The 17,460-nt window shown below is 59.8% G+C and carries 16 protein-coding genes; 10 read left to right on the plus strand and 6 right to left on the minus strand.

All coding sequences use genetic code 11. From position 1 onward, the window contains the following. Positions 1-131 precede the first annotated feature (131 nt). From acpP to mgtE, 6 genes are all read left to right on the plus strand, one after another. A complete protein-coding gene (acpP, locus tag ACKXGA_RS00335) occupies positions 132-365 on the plus strand; it encodes an acyl carrier protein (RefSeq protein WP_005932296.1) in 234 nt (77 codons plus the stop codon). A 133-nt stretch (positions 366-498) separates the two neighbouring features. Then, positions 499-1,938, plus strand: coding sequence for a proline--tRNA ligase (proS, locus tag ACKXGA_RS00340; protein WP_156061526.1), 1,440 nt, complete (start codon positions 499-501; stop codon positions 1,936-1,938). Between the two features lie 144 nt (positions 1,939-2,082). After that, a complete protein-coding gene (locus ACKXGA_RS00345; RefSeq protein WP_005932304.1) occupies positions 2,083-2,454 on the plus strand; it encodes a GntR family transcriptional regulator in 372 nt (123 codons plus the stop codon). Positions 2,455-2,457: 3 nt separating this feature from the next. Further along, positions 2,458-3,300 carry an ABC transporter ATP-binding protein gene (locus ACKXGA_RS00350; protein ID WP_423729818.1) on the plus strand — a complete coding sequence of 281 codons (843 nt, stop codon included), beginning with the start codon at positions 2,458-2,460 and terminating at the stop codon, positions 3,298-3,300. Next, complete coding sequence (locus ACKXGA_RS00355) at positions 3,297-3,923, plus strand: ABC-2 transporter permease (protein ID WP_423729819.1); 627 nt, start codon at positions 3,297-3,299, stop codon at positions 3,921-3,923. Before ACKXGA_RS00350 ends, ACKXGA_RS00355 begins: the two co-directional genes overlap by 4 nt. Before the next feature lie 299 nt (positions 3,924-4,222). Next, positions 4,223-5,602 carry a magnesium transporter gene (gene mgtE / locus ACKXGA_RS00360; protein ID WP_423729820.1) on the plus strand — a complete coding sequence of 460 codons (1,380 nt, stop codon included), beginning with the start codon at positions 4,223-4,225 and terminating at the stop codon, positions 5,600-5,602. A 164-nt stretch (positions 5,603-5,766) separates the two neighbouring features. Here mgtE and ACKXGA_RS00365 read toward each other — a convergent pair whose 3' ends face one another. The 6 genes from ACKXGA_RS00365 to ACKXGA_RS00390 form a co-directional block, all read right to left on the minus strand. Further along, positions 5,767-6,912, minus strand: a complete 1,146-nt coding sequence (locus tag ACKXGA_RS00365) for a GNAT family N-acetyltransferase (RefSeq protein ID WP_423729821.1) — start codon at positions 6,910-6,912, stop codon at positions 5,767-5,769. A gap of 114 nt (positions 6,913-7,026) precedes the next feature. Continuing rightward, positions 7,027-7,509, minus strand: a complete 483-nt coding sequence (locus ACKXGA_RS00370; RefSeq protein WP_097770624.1) for a YhcH/YjgK/YiaL family protein — start codon at positions 7,507-7,509, stop codon at positions 7,027-7,029. Between the two features lie 3 nt (positions 7,510-7,512). Beyond that, a complete protein-coding gene (locus ACKXGA_RS00375; protein WP_005932322.1) occupies positions 7,513-8,418 on the minus strand; it encodes an SPFH domain-containing protein in 906 nt (301 codons plus the stop codon). Between the two features lie 15 nt (positions 8,419-8,433). Then, positions 8,434-8,883 (minus strand): NfeD family protein, encoded by a 450-nt coding sequence (locus tag ACKXGA_RS00380; protein WP_097770625.1) that lies wholly within the window; start codon positions 8,881-8,883, stop codon positions 8,434-8,436. Between the two features lie 94 nt (positions 8,884-8,977). Then, on the minus strand, positions 8,978-10,834 hold the full coding sequence (locus tag ACKXGA_RS00385) for a glycoside hydrolase family 13 protein (RefSeq protein ID WP_423729822.1): 1,857 nt from the start codon (positions 10,832-10,834) through the stop codon (positions 8,978-8,980). 82 nt (positions 10,835-10,916) lie between these two features. Next, the gene (locus ACKXGA_RS00390; RefSeq protein ID WP_097770628.1) at positions 10,917-13,313 is read right to left on the minus strand and encodes a glycogen/starch/alpha-glucan phosphorylase; all 2,397 of its coding nucleotides are present in this window, start codon (positions 13,311-13,313) and stop codon (positions 10,917-10,919) included. Positions 13,314-13,644: 331 nt separating this feature from the next. Between ACKXGA_RS00390 and zapA the strand changes: the two genes are divergently transcribed. The 4 genes from zapA to ACKXGA_RS00410 all read left to right on the plus strand — a co-directional run bounded on the left by zapA (position 13,645) and on the right by ACKXGA_RS00410 (position 17,316). Beyond that, a complete protein-coding gene (zapA, locus tag ACKXGA_RS00395; RefSeq protein WP_005932333.1) occupies positions 13,645-14,034 on the plus strand; it encodes a cell division protein ZapA in 390 nt (129 codons plus the stop codon). 39 nt (positions 14,035-14,073) lie between these two features. Further along, complete coding sequence (locus ACKXGA_RS00400) at positions 14,074-16,143, plus strand: DUF3656 domain-containing U32 family peptidase (RefSeq protein WP_423729823.1); 2,070 nt, start codon at positions 14,074-14,076, stop codon at positions 16,141-16,143. A gap of 166 nt (positions 16,144-16,309) precedes the next feature. After that, positions 16,310-16,756, plus strand: coding sequence for a dUTP diphosphatase (gene dut / locus ACKXGA_RS00405; protein ID WP_035394001.1), 447 nt, complete (start codon positions 16,310-16,312; stop codon positions 16,754-16,756). Positions 16,757-16,761: 5 nt separating this feature from the next. Then, on the plus strand, positions 16,762-17,316 hold the full coding sequence (locus ACKXGA_RS00410; RefSeq protein ID WP_423729824.1) for a Maf family protein: 555 nt from the start codon (positions 16,762-16,764) through the stop codon (positions 17,314-17,316). The last annotated feature ends 144 nt before the right edge of the window (positions 17,317-17,460 follow it).

A 17,460-nucleotide genomic window follows, 5' to 3' on the forward strand; every position in this document is an offset into this window, starting at 1 on the left:
AAGGGCCGGAATGCAAAACAGGGCTTGACAAGATACGGCCCATGGGATATAAAAAGAGAGAGTGCTTTTGCGCGCCGGAGAGGGCGTGCAGGCAGAGAAGAAAGAATCATTGACAAAAGGAGACCGCGACGATGGATACTTTTGAAAAGATCCGTGCACTGCTGGCAGAGCAGCTGGATATTGACCCTGCTAAGATCACGATGGAGAGCGACATTATGAGTGATTTCGAGGCCGACAGCCTGGATATCGTGGACATGGTGATGACGCTGGAGGATGAGTTTGGCATTGAGGTGCCGGACGATGCCATCGAGAATCTGCGCACCGTGGGCGACGTGGTGGAATTTGTGGACAGCCACAAGGGCTGATAACAGTTTTGCAAAAAGGCCCCGCACCCGCAGCGCTGCACACGGCGGCACTGCAGCGGGGCTTTTAATATGAGCTCGTGCGGAACGGCTGGAACACAGGCGTTTGGCGCACGGCTTAGGAGGATATAACAAAATGGCAAAAGACAACAAGAAGCTTGTGCAGGCGATCACCAGCCAGGAAGAGAACTTTGCACAGTGGTACACCGACATCTGCGTCAAGGCAGAGCTGGTGGAGTACTCCAGTGTCAAGGGCTTCATCATCCTGCGCCCCTATGGTCAGGCCATCTGGGAGCTGATCCAGAAGGACATGGATGCCCGGTTCAAGGCAACCGGCCACGAGAACGTGGCCATGCCCGTGCTGATCCCCGAGAGCCTGCTGCAGAAGGAAGGCGAGCTGGTCAATGGCTTCGCGCCGGAGGTGGCGTGGGTCACGATGGGCGGCTCCGACAAGCTGGAAGAGCGCCTGGCGGTGCGTCCCACCAGCGAGACCATGTTCTGCGACCACTGGTCCCGCGTGCTGCACAGCTACCGTGAGCTGCCCATGAAGTACAACCAGTGGTGCAGCGTGGTGCGCTGGGAAAAGACCACCCGTCCCTTCCTGCGCAGCCGTGAGTTCTGGTGGCAGGAAGGCCACACCATCCACGAGACTGCCGCCGAGGCCGAGGCTGAGACCCAGCAGCAGCTGAACTGCTACGCGGATGTCTGCGAGCAGGATCTGGCCATCCCTGTTGTCAAGGGCCGCAAGACCGATAAGGAGAAGTTTGCCGGTGCCGAGGCCACCTATACCATCGAAGCCATGATGAAGGACGGCAAGGCCCTGCAGAGCGGCACCAGCCATTACTTCGGCGATAAGTTCAGCAAGGCTTACGACGTGACCTTTACCGGCCGCGACAACCAGCTGCATCACCCGTTCCAGACCAGCTGGGGCGTTTCCACCCGTCTGGTGGGTGCCATCATTATGACCCACGGCGATGACGACGGCCTGATCCTGCCCCCGGCAGTGGCCCCCATCCAGGTCGTGGTCGTGCCCATCGCCGCCCACAAGCCCGGCGTTTCCGAGAAGGCCGCCGAGCTGGCTGAGAAGATCAGCAAGTATGCCCGCGTCAAGTTGGACGACAGCGACAACGCCCCCGGCTGGAAGTTCTCCCAGTGGGAGATGAAGGGCGTTCCCCTGCGCCTGGAGATCGGCCCCAAGGATCTGGAAAAGAACCAGTGCGTGCTGGTCCGCCGCGACACCCGTGAAAAGATCTTCGTGAGCCTGGATGAGCTGGAGACCGCGATCCCGGCTCAGCTGGAGGCCCTGCGCAAGGACCTGTACCAGCGTGCCCTCGCCAACCGCGAGAAGCGCACCTGGGCAGCCACCACCATGGAGGAAGTCAAGGAGCTGGCCAAGGCCAACACCGGTTACATCAAGACCATGTGGTGCGGCGACCTGGCCTGCGAGATGAAGATGAAGGAAGAGGCTGGCCTGTCCAGCCGCTGCATGCCCTTCGAGCAGGAGCACATCAGCGATGTCTGCCCCTGCTGCGGCAAGCCCGCCAGCAAGATGGTCTACTGGGGCGTGGCCTACTAAGCCGCTCCACAGTCAGAGCCTGATCCGATGAAAAAAGCAGCTTTCCCGTCCAACGGGAGAGCTGTTTTTTTTGTGTCTGCCTATTGACAACTGTGTATCTACTGTATATACTGTAAATATACAGATGCAACGGAGGCGGCAGACATGAATCTCTTCATCGATAACAAGAGCGGTGCACCCATCTACGAGCAGCTCTACACCCAGATCAAGAACCAGATTTTGAGCGGGGAACTGCAGCCGGAGGAAGCTATGCCGTCCATCCGGGGGCTGGCGCGGGACCTGCGCATCAGTGTTATTACTACAAAGCGGGCCTACGATGAGCTGGAACAGGAGGGCTTTTTGTACGCCGTGCCCGCCAAGGGCTTTTTCGTGGCGGCGAAGAACACCGAGCTGCTCCGGGAAGAGAACCTGAAAAAAATCGAAGCACACCTGACGGAAGCCGTCCGGCTGGCGGCTCCCTGCGGGCTGACCAAACAGGAACTGACCGAAATGTTGGAATTGCTGTGGGAGGAATGAACCATGAACGCATTAGAACTGCACGGCCTTGAAAAGCACTACCCGGATTTTACGCTGGGGCCCATTGATCTGGAACTGCCCGGCGGCACAGTCTGCGGGCTGATCGGTGAGAACGGCGCGGGCAAGAGCACGACCATTAAGCTGATCCTGGACATGATCGACGGGGACGCTGGCACTGTGAAGCTGTTCGGGCAGGAGGGGATCACCCCGCTTGCCAAAGCCGATATCGGCGTGGTGCTGGGCGGCGAGTGCATCCCCACCTGCCTGACCGCGCCGCAGGTGGGGAAAGTGATGGCCGGCATCTATCCCAATTGGGATGCCGCCGCCTACGCCGACTGGTGCCGCCGCTTTGACCTGCCGGAGAAAAAGCGCTACGCCGATTACTCCACCGGCATGAAGATGAAGCAGTGCCTTGCCGTGGCGCTTTCTCATCACCCCAAGCTGCTGCTGTTGGACGAAGCCACCAGTGGCCTGGACCCTGTGGTGCGGGATGAGCTCATCGATCTGCTGCTGGACTTTGTGCGGGATGAGAACCATGCAATTTTGATCTCGTCCCACATCGTCAGCGACCTGGAAAAGCTCTGCGATACCATTGCGTTCCTGCACAAGGGCAGGCTCCTGCTCTGTGAGGATAAGGACACGCTGCGGGAGGAGTACGCCCTCTGGCACGGCACTGCCGGGCAATTGGAGGAGCTGGATAAGAACGCCATCGTCAGCCGTCGGGTGACAGCCTACGGGGCCGAGGCACTGGTGAAGAGGGAACTTGTCCCGGCGGGCAGCACCCTGACACCGGTGAGCATCGAAGAACTGTTCGTTTTGATGGTGAAAGGGGAGAATGTGCGATGAAAGGTTTGCTGTTGAAGGATTGGTATCAAGTCAAAACAAATATGCGGATGATGTACCTCACGGTGCTGGCCGTGCTGGCGATCTGGATCCTGAGTACTTCCGGGGATTCGAGCTTTGCGGTGAATTATTCAGCTGTTTTTCTGGGGATCATGCCCGCCTACCTGCTTTCCTACGACCACGCCAGCGGGTGGACGGAGTACAGCTTTGCCCTGCCGCTGAGCAAGGAACTTCAGGTAGCAGAAAAATATCTCGTGGGTCTGCTTTGCACGGCGGTCTCTGCGGCGCTGAACGGAATTTTCTGCGGCATCCGGTTCTGGATGGGAAAACCGCTTCCTGCGATGCCGATCGGCCTTTTGCTGGGGGCGGGCGCAGCTTCCATCCTGCTGATAAACGGGATCATGCTGCCGCTGTACTACCGTTTTGGCGCAGAAAAGGCGCGGATGCTCTACATGCTGATGTTTGCCGGAATGGGCGCTGCCCTGGGCGGCGGGATGGTCCTGATGGATGCCGTGCCGGAATCGGGCGCGGCCATTGCCATCGTCGGTGTGCTGGCAGCAGTGCTGGCCCTGTATGCCGTGTCCTGGCGGGTGTCGGTGGCATGGTATGGAAAGTATAAGAAGTAAGCTCTTCTTTGTGCAATATAGCAATAATCCGGTAAAAAAACTGTAAAAGGGGTTGAAAAATCCGGCCCGGCGTAGTATGATAACGGGGCTGAAAGAAAAATCTTACACCAAGGAGGAGTTTGTTTCCATGTCCAGTGACCATACGGATCACCCCAAACAACGCTTCTCCTGCGATGCGGGCCGTGCAAACGTGTTAGCCGCATCCTGAACTGCATGCCCTTTGTACACCGCAGGAGTTGTAACCAGACCGATGCGGTGTATTTTTTATGCCCGGAAACGGGAAACGGAGGGACCAAACCATGCAGAAGAAAAATTATGTGCAGGAGATTCTGGACATCATCCACAGCGGTCTGCCCCAGGCAGAGCTGGCTGAAAAGCTGTCCGATTACCATGAAAATGACCTGGCCGATGCCCTGACGGCCCTGACACCGGAGGAGCGCCAGAAGGTGTACACCGTACTGGGCGTGGATACGGTGGCAGAGATCTTCTCCTATCTGGACGATGCAGAGCCTTACCTGAAGGAGCTGGACCCCGAGCGGGCCGCCCGGGTCATCTCCCACATGGATTCGGATGATGCCGTGGATGCTCTGGATGACCTGGAAGAGGACGATAAGGTAAAGATCGTCCACCAGCTGGACAAGGATGCCGCCGATGATGTGAAGCTGCTGCTCTCCTATAACGAGGACGAGATCGGCAGCTGCATGACCACCAACTACATCTGCATCCGCAGAGATATGACCATCCGGCAGGCCATGAGTGAGCTGGTGAAGCAGGCAGGCGAGAACGATAACATCTCCACCCTGTATGTAGTGGATGAGAACGAGCACTTTTATGGTGCCATTGACCTGAAAGACCTCATCGTGGCCCGTGCGGAGGAGCGCCTGGAAAAGCTGATCGCACGCTCCTACCCCTACGTCACCGACCACGAGAAGATCAGCGACTGCATCGACCGCATCGTGGACTACGCCGAGCGCTCGCTCCCTGTCCTGAACGACAGCGGGAAGCTGCTGGGCATCATCACCTCGGCGGATGTGGTCGAGCTGGTGGACGACGAGATGGGCGATGATTACGCAAAACTCGGCGGCTTGACCAGTGAAGAGGATCTGAACGAGGGTGTGTTCCAGAGTGTGAAAAAGCGTCTGCCTTGGCTGATTGCCCTGCTGTTCCTCGGGATGCTGGTGTCCTCGGTGGTGGGGGCGTTTGAATCGGTGGTGGCGGTGCTGCCCATCGTCATCTGCTTCCAGTCCATGGTGCTGGATATGGCCGGCAATGTGGGCACCCAGTCGCTGGCTGTGACCATCCGTGTGCTGGTGGACGAGAACCTGACCACTGCCAAAAAGCTCCAGCTGCTCTGGAAGGAAATGCGGGTGGGCCTGACCAACGGTGCATTGCTGGCCGTGCTGGCGCTGGGCTTCCTGGGCTGCTACATCCACTTCTTCAAGGCCTACGCCTGGGGTGAAGCCTTCCTGCTCTCGGGCTGTGTGGGCGTATCTCTGGTCGTGGCCATGGTGATCTCCAGCCTGGTGGGCACGGTCATCCCCATGCTGTTCCATAAGATCCACATCGACCCCGCCGTGGCTTCCGGCCCGCTCATCACCACCATCAATGATCTGGTGGCTGTGGTGGTCTACTATGGCCTGGCCGCCGTGGTGCTGATCGATATGTTCCATCTGGGCTGAAATAGAGAAAGGCTGCTGCCGACAACTCCCTCAGTCACGGTTTCGCCGCGCCAGCTCCCTCTTGGAGGGAGCCTTGACGTAATGGCAATCTGTGAAAGCCTCCCTCATTGAGGGAGGTGGCATCGCGTGAGCGATGACGGAAGGAGTTTGGCAACAGCCTCTTTTCACTTATTCTGTATCCAATACCGCTGTGTCAGCGTTCCATCGGAGGAATCGAACTGCTCATCCTCCAGCACGCCGCCGTTGGCGCGGATGGTCTTTGCTGAGGCGACGTTGTAATGGTCGCAGCAGATGCGCACCTTTTCGATGTCTCGTTCTTTTGCCTTTTCCAGCGTCAGGCGAAGCATCTGGGTGGCGTAGCCGTTCTGCCGCTCCGAGGGGCGGACGCTGTACCCGATGTGCCCGCCGTAGGTCAGCAGGTAATCATTGAGCCGGTGGCGCAGGTTGGTCATGCCCACCAGATGCTCATGCTCATCCAGAGCCAGATACTCCGTGGCGGGCACGAGACCGGCGGGGGTTGTGGCCGGGTCTTTCAGCTTGCGGAGTTGGGCCAGCCAGGCATCGAAGTCGGCATATTTGTCCAGAGCCGAGGTGCCGTCCATCCGGGAGCCGATGGCCAAAAATTCTTCCCGGTAGGCCATGACCTGTTTCCGGTCGCCCTCATCCGGCTCCCGCAGGTGGATCTTCTGGGGCGAGGTGCGCCGGGTGGCGGTGCGGAAATCCGGAGCCTTCATCAGGCCGTGGCAGTTGCAGTAGAAGTAAAGCACACCCGCGCCCCGCAGGGAGAAGCGGGCAGAGGCATCCCCCTCAGGGTAGAGCTTGACCAGCTGCAGCTTATCGCCGGTGAGGTAGGCCAGAAACGAGATGTAATGGTTTTTCTCCATGGGGTGGTGCAGGGTGACGAAGAGCTCGTCCTCCACCCGCTCCACGGTCAGCTGATGATGCTCGTCGGCATCTTCGGCTTCGGCGATGTCCAGCGCAGGCAGGGCGATGCCGCAACAGCTCACCACAGCCTGTCCGGTGGCGTGGAGCACATTGCCGCAGAGGGGACAGACGTAGAGCTTGCTCCGCAGCAGGTTGGCTGCCCGGTTCCGGTTGATGATGGGCTCTCCCTGCATCAGCTCCAGCACACTGACTCCCAGAGCTGCAGCCAGAGGCTCCAGCAGGGAGATATCAGGCAGGCCCTTGGCGGTCTCCCACTTGGAAATGGTCTTGGCGCTGACAGAGAGCGTTCCGGCAAGCTCTGCCTGGGTCAGGCCCTTGGCTTCCCGCAGCTGTCGGATGGTACTGCCGGTGACGTATGTGTTCATGTGTTGTCCTCCTGAAGTAACCCCCAGTCATTGCGGTGGGGTTGTTGTTACAAAGTATAACCCAACAAAAAACTCCACGCAACCTACGCTGCGTGGAGTTCGTGCTTTCAGGAATTATTCGGCCTCGGTCTCGTCTTCCTCGTCCGGGTCCAGCTCCATGGTGAACACGGCTTTTTTCAGCTTGCCGCAGCCCTGGGCCTTCAAGCCGGATTTGTACGGCTCCCCGGCCAGATAGAGGGCAAAGCGGCCCTCGCAGAGCATTCCGGCAATGCTGGTGCCGGCGGTGCCCACGGTGGTATCAGCGGCTTCGTCAGCGGGCCGGGTGGGGCTGAACTCGCCCAGGGACACTTCAAACAGCTCGCTGCCCTCAAGGTCGGTCTCAAGGGTCAGGTGGTTGTCGTGCCGGACAAAGGGGGCCTTGTCGCTGGCCTGCGGGGTCACGGTGCTCACCATGACCACAGCCTTGTCACCATCGATGCGGGTGCGCCCGGCGGGCAGGTTGTTGATATCCCGCGCCATGATGAACTCGATGACGCTGTCCAGACTGCTGCACAGGCCCAGATAGTTGGGGAGATTGTTCAGGGTATCGTAGATCATGGATCAGTCCTCTTTCGGGTCGGTCAGAAGCTCCTTGATGCTGGGCACAACGCCGCCCAGATTTTGCAGCTCCGACGGGATGATGATCTTGGTGGCCTTGCCGTTGGCGACCTTGGCCAGTGCTTCCAGGCTGCGCAGAGCCAGCACCTTGTCGTTGGGCATGGCCTCGTTCAGCAGGCGGATGGCATCGGCGTTGGCCTTCTGCACGGCGAGAATGGCCTGCGCCTCGCCCTCAGCCTCGAGAATGCGCTGCTGCTTGACGGCATCGGCACGGAGGATGGCGGCTTCCTTTTCGCCCTCGGCAGCGGTGATGGCAGCCTGCTTCTCACCGTCGGCCTTCAGGATGACGGCGCGCTTTTCGCGCTCTGCCTTCATCTGCTTCTCCATGGCTTCCTGGATCTCGCGCGGCGGGATGATATTCTTGACCTCCACGCGGTTGACCTTGATGCCCCACTTGTCGGTGGCTTCATCGAGGATGGCCGTGATCTTGCCGTTGATGACATCGCGGCTGGTCAGGGTGTGATCCAGCTCCATCTCACCGATGATGTTGCGCAGGGTGGTGGCGGAAAGGCTCTCGATGGCTGCGATGGGCTGGTTGACACCGTAGGTGTAGAGCTTGGCATCCATGACCTGGAAGAACACCACGGTGTCGATCTGCATGGTAACGTTATCGCGGGTGATCACAGGCTGGGGAGGAAAGTCCGCGACCTGCTCCTTCAGGCTGACCTTTTTGGCGATCCGCTCAATGAACGGGATCTTGACATGCAGGCCGGCCGACCAGGTGTCGGAGTAGCTGCCCAGACGCTCCACAACGTACACCATGGACTGAGGCACGATGACGATGTTGGTGACGACGATGAGCAGGATGACAAAGATGAGCGCGAGGATTACGAACAGCATGATAGGCATAGAGACGCTCCTTTTTTAGTGGGTGATGGATTCGGTCAGAATGGGTTCCACGATGAGCAGGGTGCTGTGGATCTCGGTGACCCGGCAGGCCTGCCCGGGGGTTAGGGTATCGCCGGGGGTGGCGCAGCGGGCGCTCCAGTCCACGCCGTCCAGCCGCACCCGGCCCGTCTGCTGGGCGGAAACGGGGGTCAGCACCCGGGCTTCCCGGCCAAGGGCGCGGTCACCGTTGGTGGGGGTGGGCTGCTTGTGCAGCCGTTTGGCCAGCGGCTTGAATGCCAGCAGGCAGACCGCGCTGACCGCAATGAACACCACTGCCTGTACCCGGAACGAGTGGGTGAACAGGCAGCAGAGCAGGGCTGCCGCGCTGCCTGCCGCAAACCAGACGGATACCATGCTGAAGGTCATGCCCTCCAGCGCCAGGAAACCGACGGCGGCAAGGAGCCAGAAAATGGGGTCAATGGACATCGAACATCCCTCCTTATGATCCTATTATAGAGCATCCGGTTGGGGGAAGGTCAAGAGATTTTTGCTGAATTGTTGCGCAGAAAACAAAATGCGGTCATACATAATCATAGTAGCTGTGGTTCGGGTTATGCCCCACCTCTTCCACCACGATGGTAAAGCCCATGGGGTTCACCTCGGTGCTCTTGCCGCTGGCAAGGGTCTCCACGATGATATGTTCGGTGCGGTTGATGATGATCTCCGCGGTCTCCACCTTGCCCACCCGCTGGTAGTGCAGGATGCCGTCCTCGGCACGCAGGACCCGCAGCTGGCCGGTGCGGAAGGCCTCGCAGGTGTGGCGGAGCTGTGCCAGCTGTGCCAGCACGGGGCGCAGGCGCTGTTCGTGGGCATCCCACCGGAAGAAAGCCCGGTTGAAGGGGTCCCGGTAGCCCTGCATGGCGATCTCGTCGCCGTAGTACAGGCAGGGCACACCCGGCAGGGTGTAGATGATGGCGTAGGCCATCCGCAGGCGGAGCAGGCCTTCCTCGTAGGCATCGCCGGTCACACAGCGGCCGCTCTGCCACGCGCGGCCCCGGCCATTGGCGGGCTCGTCAGCGATCACGGTCAGGGCACGCTCGGTGTCGTGGGTGGAGAGGAAGTTCAGGGCGGTGTCCATGGCCGGGGCAGGGTAATGCTCACAGATGGTCAGGATCTCCGTCATGGCCTGTTCGGCGGGCTTGCCCTTGACGAAATCCAGCACGGCGTTCTTGAAGGGGTAGTTCATCACGCTGTCCAGACCCTTGCCCAGCAGGTAGGTGCGGCGCTTGTTGAAGCCGAACTTGGTGGTGGCATCCTCCCACACCTCGCCCAGCAGGAACTTTTCGGGACTGACCCGCTTGACGGCGGCGCGCACCTTCTCAATGAATTCGTCGGGCAGCTCATCGGCTACATCCAGCCGGAAGCCTGCCGCGCCGCGCCGCAGCCAGGTGTCGATGACACCGCCCGGGCCGGTGATGAACTCCACATAGGAGGGGGTCTCCTCGTTGACCTCGGGCAGGGTCTCAAAGCCCCACCAGCTGCGGTAGCCGCCCTTGTACTGGGGGCCGAAATCGTACCAGCAGCGGTAAGGGGAGTTGGGGTCCCGGTACGCGCCGCCCTCGCCATAGCGGCCCTCACGGTTGAAGTAGCGGCTGTCGGAGCCGGTGTGGCTGAACACGCCGTCCAGCACGATGCCGATGCCGTACTTCTGGGCGGCGGTGCACAGTGCCTCAAAATCCTCATTGGTGCCCAGCAGGGGGTCCACGTTCAGGTAGTCGGCGGTGTTGTAGCGGTGGTTGGAGTGGGCCTCAAAGATGGGGTTGAGGTAGATAAAATCCACCCCCATCTCGTGCAGGTAAGGGAGCTTTTGCTGGATGCCCTTGAGGTCGCCGCCGAAATAATCCTCATTCAGGTGGCCGCCCACCTCGTTGGGCTGCCAGAAGGGCTCGGCGTGCTTGTCGGCCTGATAGATGCGGTCGGCAAAGGGCATGGGCTTGTTCTCCACCCCTTCGCAGAAGCGGTCCGGGAAGATCTGATAGAACACCTTGCCCTTGATGCTTTCAGGGGTCTCAAAGTCCTGCTCATAGACCGTGATCTGCCAGCTTTCGCCATCCTGCCAGCTGATCACACCGCAGTTGTCGGGGCCGCGCACGATGCGGCGGAAGTCGGTGTAGAGGTCGAAGTAGTAGAAGTAGAGGCCCGGGTCATTCAGAGGCACTTCCACGGAAAAGTGGTTCTGCCTGGGGGTCTGGCCATCGAAGTTCATCCGGTAGTAGACGGGAACATCGAACTTGCCCTCTTTTTTCAGGACAAGGTGCGGGTCTACATAGCCCAGCTCTTCGGGGATGCAGAGCGACAGCCGGACAGTCTGCCCGGCGCGCACCGCACCAAAGGGCTGCTTGAAATAGGGGTCAAAACTGTTGAACAGACAAGACAAGTGGGGTCGTTCCTTTCTCAAAAAAAGCCCCGGTTCCGTAATGGCTCCGGGGCAGAGATATATTTGTGCTAAACCCTTCCGTTTACTTCACAGCAGAAGCGTGCCAGATATCGCGGGCGTAATCCAGCACAGAGCGGTCTGCGCTGAAGATGCCGCTGTTGGCGGTGTTCTTCAGGCTCATCTGTGCCCACTTCTCGCGGTCAGCATACAGGCGCTGCAGGTCGGCCTGAGCACGGCGGTAATCCTTGAAGTCGGCCATGACCATATAAGGATCGCTGGTGCGCAGGTTCTCGGTGACCTCGTGGAAGTCCTCGCCGTTCCAGCCGCGCTCCAGGAAGTTCAGAGCGGCATTTGCCACGTCATCGCCCATGATGAAGGCGCTGGGGTGGTAGCCCACCTGCTTGAGGTTGTTGACCTCGGGGGTCAGCATACCGAAGATCAGCTCGTTCTCCTTGCCGGCAGCATCGGCGATCTCAACGTTTGCGCCGTCCAGCGTACCCAGCGTGATGGCACCGTTCAGCATGAACTTCATGTTGCCGGTACCGGAAGCCTCGGTGCCAGCCAGAGAGATCTGCTCAGAGACCTCGGCGGCGGGCATCAGGTGCTCGCTCAGGGAGACGCAGTACTCTTCCAGATAGACCACGCGCAGCTTGTCGCGGACGGCGGGGTCATTGTTGATCAGGTCGCCCAGCTTGCAGATCATCCGGATCATCTGCTTGGCCATGTAGTAGCCGGGGGCAGCCTTTGCGCCGAAGATATAGGTCTTGGGGATGAAGTCGGCGTTGGGGTTCTCCTTCAGGTACAGGTACTGAGCGGCGATGTTCAGGGCGTTCAGGTGCTGACGCTTGTACTCGTGCATCCGCTTGACCTGACAGTCGAAGATGGAGTTGGGGTCGATGACCTGGCCGGTGCTCTTCTCCAGATAGGCGGCAAAGTTCTTCTTATTGTCCAGCTTGATCTCGTTGATGCGCTTCAGCACGGTCTTGTCGTCCGCATACTTGTTCAGCTTGGAGAGGTTGGAAGCATCGTGTTTGTACTCCTCGCCGATGGTCTCGTCCAGCAGTTTGCACAGCTCAGGGTTGGAGGCCAGCAGCCAGCGGCGGTAAGCAATGCCGTTGGTCACGTTCTTGAAGGCCTGTGGCTTGAACAGGTAGTAATCGTGGAACACGCTTTCCTTGATGATCTCGCTGTGCAGCTTGGACACGCCGTTGATGCTGTTGGCGGTGTAGGCGCAGATGTTTGCCATGCGGACCTGGTTGTCGCCGATCAGAGCCATGTAGTTGATCTTGCCCTCGTCGCCGGGGAATGCCTTCTCCAGCTCCTCGCGGGCACGGCGGTTCATCTCGACCACGATCTGGTAGATGCGGGGCAGGGTCATCTTGAAGATGTCCACGTTCCACTTCTCCAGAGCCTCGGCCATAACGGTGTGGTTGGTGTAGGCAAAGACCTTCTGGCAGATCTCAAAGGCCTTATCCCAGTCAAAGCCGCACTCGTCCAGCAGGATGCGCATCATCTCGGGGATGGCCAGCGTGGGATGGGTGTCGTTCAGCTGGATGGCGACCTTGTCGGCCAGATTCTCCAGCGTGCCGTAGGTGGACAGGTGGTTCTGTACGATATCGCCGATGGATGCGGCAGAGAGGAAGTACTGCTGGCGCAGGCGCAGGATCTTACCCTCAATGTGGTTGTCGTTGGGGTACAGCACCTTGGAGATCAGCTCGGCGCTGGCGTTCTTGCTCATGGCAGTGTTGTAGTTGCCCAGAGAGAAGCTGGACATATCAAAGTCAGGAGCCTTGGCCTGCCACAGGCGCAGCTTGGCAACGCCCTTGCCGTCGTAGCCCTGCACATACATGTCGGAGGGCACAGCCATAACGCTGTTGTAGTTGGTGTGCTGGATATAGTGGAAGCCGTGATCCCAGTTCTCGCGGATCTCGCCGTCAAAGCGGACCTCGATGGCCTGATCGGGGTGGCTCTTCAGCCAGACCTGACCGCCGGGCAGCCAGTTGTCAGCGCGCTCCTGCTGCCAGCCGTCCACGATCTTCTGCTTGAAAATGCCGTACTCGTACAGGATGGAGTAGCCGGTGCCGCAGATGCCGGTGGTGGCCATGCCGTCCAGATAGCAGGCAGCCAGACGGCCCAGACCGCCGTTGCCCAGGCCTGCATCGGGCTCTTCCTCAAAGATGCCCTCGATGTTGATGTCGGCATCAGCCAGCACCTTCTGGGCAACATCTTCCAGACCCAGGTTGAACAGGCTCACCTTCAGGCTGCGGCCCATCAGGAACTCCATGCAGAGGTAGTATACCTGCTTGGTACCGGTGCCAATGGCCTTGGACTGGAACTTCTTGTGGTTCTCACTCATCATCTGACGGCAGATCAGGGCAAGAGAGCGGTAAATCTGCTGCTTGGAAGCAACGCTCAGATCCACGCCGTACTCGCTGGTCAGCTTGTCCTGAAGAATTTTTGCAAATTCTTTTGTAGTCATAAGGAACTCCTATCCGCACACACACTTGTGCTGTTTTGAAATATCGTAACAGAGAATTTCTCCTCGTTCCCTCTCCCTGTTACCACAACAAGAACATTATAATCAGTTCTATTCGTAAAAGCAAGGAAAAACGCCGATTTTTGCCGTAACTGACATTTTTGTCACAATCTTTCTGGTAAATATGCAAAAAATTCAAAAATAACACTTTCTCTTGGAACGCATTTATATTATAATAAGAAGTGAACGGCTGTCCCGGCGGGGGCAAAAGCGTGCGCCGGGGCAGGAAACTCGGCCACAAACTCCGCTCAGAGTAATTATTAGTGAGGATACGATGGTTAATAAAGTGAGAGTGACCATTGCGGGCGCGCCCTATGCGATCGCAACGACGGATTCCGAAAAGTATATCGCCTCTCTGGCCAAACGGCTGGATGAGGATATCACCAAGCTGCTGGACACCAACGAAAACCTTTCGGTGACCAAGGCGGCGGTGTTCTGCGCCATGGATTATCTGGACGAATACAAAAAGAGCACCGGCAGCGCCGAGAATATGCGCAGCCAGATCCAGGATTATATTGCCGATGCCGCCAGGGCAAAGCTGGCTGAGGATAAGGTGAGAACGGAAAATGAAACGCTGCGGCGTGAAAACGATGCCCTGCGGGAGCAGCTGGCACGCCTGCAGGCCAAGCAGAAAGCCGACCGGGAAGCAAAGACGGAAGCGTGAATGGGGGCGCGGTGAGCGCGCCGGAACAAAGGGAGTATTATGCCAAAGATCGAGATCCTTGCCCCGGTGGGCAGTGAAGAGATGCTCCGCGCTGCGGTGTTCAGCGGTGCGGACGCGGTATATCTGGGCTTTTCGGGCTTCAATGCCCGCACAGGAGCCGGAAATTTTGATGCGGACAGCCTGAAGGAGGCAGTCCGGTTCTGCCATGCGCGGGGGGTCAAGGTGCACGTGGCACTGAACACCACCGTTTACGGCGGGGAGCTGGCCGCGCTGGCCGCTGCCGTGAAGGCTGTGGCCGAGAGCGGCGCGGATGCGGTCATCTGCCAGGATCTGGCGGTGGCGCAGCTCATCGGCCGGATCGCCCCCGACCTGCCCCGCCACGGCTCCACCCAGATGAGCGTCCACACCCTGCAGGGCGCGCTGGAGCTGAAGGCGCTGGGCTTTACCCGGGTGGTGCTGGCCCGTGAGCTGAGCCTGCCCGAGGTAGAGCACATCACAAAGCACTGCGGCATCGAGACCGAGTGCTTTGTCCACGGCGCGCTCTGCATGTGTGTCAGCGGCCAATGCTATATGTCTGCCTTCCTGGGCGGCCGCAGCGGCAACCGGGGCTCCTGCGCCGGGCCCTGCCGCCTGCCCTTTGAGGCAAACCCGTTGCCCGAGGGCAAGCCGGGCCGTCTGCACCACCTTTCCCTGAAGGACAACTCTGTCATCGACAAGCTGGATCGGATGCAGGCCGTTGGCGTGACATCGGCCAAAATCGAGGGCCGTCTGCGCACGCCGGAGTATGTGGCGGCGGCGGTCAGTGCCTGTCTGGCAGGCCGCGAGGGCCGCGCCTACGACCGTGACCTGCTGAAAAATGCGTTCAGCCGCTCCGGCTTCACCTCCGGCTATCTGGATGGAAAGATCGACGGCACCATGTTCGGCGTACGCAGCGAAGCCGATGCGGAGCTGACCAAAAAGACCCTGCCTGCCCTGCGCGAGCTTTACCGCCGCGAGCGCAGCCGGGTGCCGGTGCAGTTCAGGCTGGAGATCGAAGAGGGCGGCGAGAAGCTGACCGTGACCGACGCGGACGGCAACAAGGCCTTTGCCTACGGCGATGCGGAACCGCAGCCTGCCCGCACCGACCCCACCGAGAGCCTGCAGCGCAGCCTTTCCAAGACGGGCGGCACCCCCTTTGCAGTGGAAAAAATCGATGTGGAGATGGACGGCGGTCCCTGGTTCGTGCCGGGCAGTGCCGTGAACGAGCTGCGCCGGGATGCGCTGGAGGCCCTGCTGAAAAAGCGGGAGGTCCTGCGCCCCTGGCCGGTACACGAGGCGGAGCCGGATGCTCTGCCCCTGCGCACTCTGCCGCCCCGCCGCACCCTGCGCGCCCGCTTTGAAGCTTGGGAGCAGGTGCCGGAGCAGGCCCTGAGCGGGGTGGAGTATCTCATCCTGCCCATTGCCCAGGTCGACCGGGTGCCCCGGGAGTGGCGGGAAAAGACCCTTCTGGAGCTGCCGCGCGTGATGTTCGGCGCGCTGGAGGAGGACACCGCCCGCCGCATTGCCGCCACCCAGGATGCGGGTTTTGCGGGCTATGAGGTAAGCAACATCGCCCACCTGCGGCTCTGCCGTGGGCTGCCGATGACCGGCGGTTTCGGCCTGAACGTCACCAACCAGATGGCAGCACAGTTCTACGCTGACCATGGCCTGAACAGTGTGCTCATCCTGCCCGAAGTCAAGGACAGCGATATCAGCACCATTGCCCCCACCCGTAACGGCAAGCCTGTGCCCACCGGTGTGCTGGTCTATGGCCATATGCCGCTGATGGTCACCCGTGCCTGCCCGCTGCAGAACATCCATGACTGCGCCCACTGCAATAAAGCAGGGGAACTGACCGACCGCAAGGCCAAAAAGTTCCCGGTGCGCTGCGGCATGGGCGTGCGGACGATCTATAACCCCGTACCTATTTATATGGGTGATAAACCCGGTGCTCTGACTGTGGACTACGGCGTGGCCTACTTCACACTGGAATCCCGGGAAGAAGCAGCCGCCATTCTGGACAACATCCGTGTCCACGCACCCTTTGAGGGAGAGTTTACAAGAGGACTTTATTTCAAGGGAACCAACTAAAGATGCAGTTTCCCCGGGCGGGAGCCGAGAGTTTCTCCGAGGACCGTCCGCTGGGGTGGGACCCTGCTGCCGCAGGCAGTAGGGCGGGCGATGGAATGGCCCGTTTCGTGTCCGAGGAGAAAGCTCCCGGAACACGCCCGAATATAACTTTAACAAGAGGTATACTATGGAACCGATCACCGTAAACTATAAAGTATTGGACCCCCGGGCCAAGGTGCCCGCCTATGCAACGCCGGGGGCAGCGGCTGCCGACCTGTGCGCCGTGCTGGATGAGCCCCTGACGCTGGCCCCCATGCAGCGGGCACTGGTGCCCACCGGCCTTGCCATCGAGCTGCCCGGCCCCCACGCTGTGGCGCTGGTCTATGCCCGCAGCGGCCTTTCCATCAAGCACGGCCTGTGTATGGCAAACGGCGTGGGCGTGGTGGACAGTGACTACCGCGGGGAACTGAAGGTGCCCATGATCAATCTGGGCACCGAGGCCTATACCATCCAGCCCGGTGAGCGTGTGGCACAGCTCTGCATTGCACCGGTGTATACCGCTGCCTTTGCTCAGGCGGCTGAACTGGGGGATACCCAGCGCGGCGCGGGCGGCTTTGGCTCAACGGGGAAGTGAAGCGTATGAAAGATCTGATCCTGGCTTCCCAGAGCCCCCGCCGGAAAGAACTGTTGAGCCTGTACACGACTGATTTTACCGTTTGTGTCAGCGATTTTGACGAGGATGCCGTGACGGCGGATACCCCCGCCCGGCTGGTGGAACAGCTTGCCCGGGGCAAGTGCCTTGCTGTGGCCAAGGAACACCCCGGTGCCGTGGTGCTGGGCTGCGATACCGTGGTGGATGTGAACGGCGAGGTGTTCGGCAAGCCCCACAGCCCGGACGATGCCAGAAGGATGCTCCGCGCGCTGTCCGGCGCGACCCACTATGTGCACACCGGTGTCTGCATTTCCGATGGCACCCGCACCGAGAGCTTTGTGGATACCTGCAAGGTCACCTTTTTCCCGCTGAGCGAGGAGGAGATCGAGCGGTACGCCGCCACAGAGGAGCCCTACGATAAGGCCGGTGCCTACGCCATCCAGGGCCGCGCGGCGGTCTGGCTGGATGCCATTGAGGGTGATTATTACACCATTATGGGCCTGCCCGTCAGCCGGACGGTCCGCCTGCTTGAACAGTTCTGACAGTTTGTGCGGCGGAACGCACAGAAAAATGAAAAATACGGAAAAACTTAACAAAACGCTTGAGAAAACGTTGACTTGCGGCTATAATAGAAACGTGTTATTCTGCGATAGGCGGTCAAACCCTGTGGAGTTTGGGCTGCTGTG

Source organism: Faecalibacterium hominis (ex Afrizal et al. 2022) (assembly GCF_049545105.1).
Classification (GTDB): domain Bacteria; phylum Bacillota; class Clostridia; order Oscillospirales; family Ruminococcaceae; genus Faecalibacterium; species Faecalibacterium duncaniae.

Coding starts and splice junctions, on each gene's coding strand:
- dut (WP_035394001.1), top strand. CDS start 16,310: ATGGAACCGATCACCGTAAACTATAAAGTATTGGACCCCCGGGCCAAG.
- ACKXGA_RS00350 (WP_423729818.1), top strand. CDS start 2,458: ATGAACGCATTAGAACTGCACGGCCTTGAAAAGCACTACCCGGATTTT.
- ACKXGA_RS00410 (WP_423729824.1), top strand. CDS start 16,762: ATGAAAGATCTGATCCTGGCTTCCCAGAGCCCCCGCCGGAAAGAACTG.
- acpP (WP_005932296.1), top strand. CDS start 132: ATGGATACTTTTGAAAAGATCCGTGCACTGCTGGCAGAGCAGCTGGAT.
- ACKXGA_RS00380 (WP_097770625.1), bottom strand. CDS start 8,883: ATGTCCATTGACCCCATTTTCTGGCTCCTTGCCGCCGTCGGTTTCCTG.
- ACKXGA_RS00370 (WP_097770624.1), bottom strand. CDS start 7,509: ATGATCTACGATACCCTGAACAATCTCCCCAACTATCTGGGCCTGTGC.
- zapA (WP_005932333.1), top strand. CDS start 13,645: ATGGTTAATAAAGTGAGAGTGACCATTGCGGGCGCGCCCTATGCGATC.
- ACKXGA_RS00365 (WP_423729821.1), bottom strand. CDS start 6,912: ATGAACACATACGTCACCGGCAGTACCATCCGACAGCTGCGGGAAGCC.
- ACKXGA_RS00345 (WP_005932304.1), top strand. CDS start 2,083: ATGAATCTCTTCATCGATAACAAGAGCGGTGCACCCATCTACGAGCAG.
- ACKXGA_RS00355 (WP_423729819.1), top strand. CDS start 3,297: ATGAAAGGTTTGCTGTTGAAGGATTGGTATCAAGTCAAAACAAATATG.
- ACKXGA_RS00390 (WP_097770628.1), bottom strand. CDS start 13,313: ATGACTACAAAAGAATTTGCAAAAATTCTTCAGGACAAGCTGACCAGC.
- mgtE (WP_423729820.1), top strand. CDS start 4,223: ATGCAGAAGAAAAATTATGTGCAGGAGATTCTGGACATCATCCACAGC.
- ACKXGA_RS00400 (WP_423729823.1), top strand. CDS start 14,074: ATGCCAAAGATCGAGATCCTTGCCCCGGTGGGCAGTGAAGAGATGCTC.
- proS (WP_156061526.1), top strand. CDS start 499: ATGGCAAAAGACAACAAGAAGCTTGTGCAGGCGATCACCAGCCAGGAA.
- ACKXGA_RS00375 (WP_005932322.1), bottom strand. CDS start 8,418: ATGCCTATCATGCTGTTCGTAATCCTCGCGCTCATCTTTGTCATCCTG.